This is a genomic window from Pigmentiphaga sp. (assembly GCF_019689535.1).
In the GTDB taxonomy this organism is placed as follows: Bacteria; Pseudomonadota; Gammaproteobacteria; order Burkholderiales; family Burkholderiaceae_B; genus Pigmentiphaga.
This window is the reverse complement of the sequence record NZ_JADGHH010000325.1, coordinates 1-2,362: the sequence shown is the minus strand read 5'-3', so window position 1 is coordinate 2,362 and position 2,362 is coordinate 1. Positions and strand designations below refer to the sequence as shown.

Here is a 2,362-nt window from a genome sequence, read left to right as displayed (position 1 = left end):
TCATGCTTCAATCCAAAAAACTGACTCGATTCTCTGCCCGGCGGCGCGGCGCACCGGCCCGCCGGCCGCCGCGCCCACAAGGGCCCATTAACGTGCGGTGCCCCGGAGCTCGGGAACGTCCAGCCACGGATGCGCGGCCAGGCGTTTCTCTTCGAAGGCCTTGATCTTGTCTGCGTGGCGCAGGGTCAGGCCGATTTCGTCCAGTCCGTTCAACATGCAGTATTTGCGGAAGTTGTCGATGCGGAAGGAGAACTCGCGCCCCGACGGCGTCACCACCACCTGGCGCTCGAGATCGATGGTGAGCTTGTAGCCTTCCTGGGCCTCGACCTCGCTGAACAGGAGATCGACCTCTTCTTCGGACAGCACGACGGGCAGCAGGCCGTTCTTGAAGCAGTTGTTGAAGAAGATGTCGGCAAACGACGGCGCGATTACCGCGCGAAAGCCGTATTGCTCCAGCGCCCACGGGGCATGCTCGCGGCTGGAGCCGCAACCGAAGTTCTTGCGCGCCAGCAGGATGGAAGCACCTTGGTAGCGGGGCTTGTTCAGCACGAATTCCGGGTTCAGCGGGCGCTTGCTGTTGTCCATGCCCGGCTGCCCTTCGTCCAAGTAACGCCAGGCGTCGAAAAGATTGGGGCCGAAACCGGTGCGATGGATGGACTTCAGGAACTGCTTGGGAATGATCTGGTCCGTATCGACGTTCTCGCGGTCCAGCGGTGCCACCAGGCCCTCATGAGTGGTAAATGCTTGCATGATGTTCTACCTCAGTTGACCTTGCGGACGTCGACGAAATGGCCTGCGACCGCTGCCGCGGCCGCCATCGCGGGGCTGACCAGGTGCGTGCGGCCGCCCGCACCCTGCCGGCCTTCGAAATTACGGTTCGAGGTGGACGCGCAACGCTCGCCCGGCTCCAGCCGGTCGTCGTTCATGGCCAGGCACATGGAGCAGCCCGGATCCCGCCACTCGAAACCGGCTTCGATGAAGACCTTGTCCAGGCCCTCTTGCTCGGCCTGGGCCTTGACCAAGCCAGATCCCGGAACGGCCAGGGCCAGCTTGACGTTGGGCGCGATGCGCTTGCCGCGCAGCACTGCGGCGGCGGCGCGGAAGTCCTCGATGCGCGAGTTCGTGCACGAGCCGATGAACACCTTGTCGATCTTGATGTCGGTGATCGGCATGTTCGGGGTCAGACCCATGTATTCGAACGCGCGTTCCATGCCCGCGCGGCGCGTTTCGTCCTGCTCCTGCGCCGGGTCGGGCAGGCGGGCGCTCACCGGCAGCACCATTTCGGGAGAAGTGCCCCAGGTCACCTGCGGCTCGATCTCAGAGGCATCGATCTCGACCACGCGGTCGAAATGCGCACCCTCGTCGGAATGCAGCGTCTTCCAATACGCGACGGCCTTGTCCCAGGCCTCGCCCTTGGGCGCATAAGGACGGCCGCGGAAGTATTCGATGGTTTTCTCGTCCACCGCCACCAGCCCGACGCGCGCACCCGCCTCGATGGCCATGTTGCAAATCGTCATGCGGCCCTCGATGGAGAGGTCGCGGATGGTGCTGCCCGCGAACTCGATGGCGTGCCCCGTGCCCCCGGCCGTGCCGATCTTTCCGATCACGTGCAGCACGAGGTCCTTGGCCGTGCAGCCAGCGGGCAGCTTGCCCTCGACACGCACCATCATGTTCTTGTTCTTCTTGGCGAGCAGCGTCTGCGTGGCCAATGCATGCTCGACCTCGGAGGTGCCGATGCCGAAGGCCATGGCGGCCACGGCGCCGTGGGTACTGGTGTGCGAGTCCCCGCAGACCACGGTCATGCCGGGCAGCGTGGCGCCCTGCTCCGGCCCGATCACGTGCACGATGCCCTGCCGGCGATCGCCCATGTCGAACTCGACGATGCCGAAGTCGCGGCAGTTGGCATCCAGCGTGGTGACCTGCAGCCGGGAAATCGGGTCGGCGATGCCTTGGTCACGGTTGTGCGTCGGCACGTTGTGGTCGGCCACGGCGAGGTTGGCGCTGATGCGCCAGACCTTGCGGCCGGCTAGCTTCAGACCCTCGAACGCCTGCGGGCTGGTGACTTCGTGCACCAGGTGGCGATCGATGTAGATCAGACAGGTACCATCTTCTTCCTGATGGACGACGTGGGCGTCCCACAACTTGTCGTAAAGAGTCTGAGGCATGAGTTTCCGGCCAAAAAATTGAACGGGCTCATACTGCCGCTCGGGGCGGTGCCTCGAGGCGCCGCCCTGGCGCGAGGACCGGCCTCGACAAAACCCGCTCAGGGTATAGGGAACTCTTGATTATATATGAACCCCCCTGGGCGCCGGCCACGGGCGCCCAGGGGATCCCGGGAGGCGAAAGCTGCCAGGCGTCACCG

General features: G+C 64.6%; 2 protein-coding genes. Both read right to left on the bottom strand.

Features of this window, described 5'->3' with window-relative positions:
• Positions 1 to 87: 87 nt before the first annotated feature.
• Positions 88 to 750: a 3-isopropylmalate dehydratase small subunit gene (leuD, locus tag IRZ12_RS17325; protein ID WP_296471275.1), complete on the bottom strand. Its 663-nt coding sequence runs from the start codon at positions 748 to 750 to the stop codon at positions 88 to 90.
• A gap of 11 nt (positions 751 to 761) precedes the next feature.
• The gene (gene leuC / locus IRZ12_RS17320) at positions 762 to 2,165 is read right to left on the bottom strand and encodes a 3-isopropylmalate dehydratase large subunit (protein ID WP_296471273.1); all 1,404 of its coding nucleotides are present in this window, start codon (positions 2,163 to 2,165) and stop codon (positions 762 to 764) included.
• Positions 2,166 to 2,362: the final 197 nt, after the last annotated feature.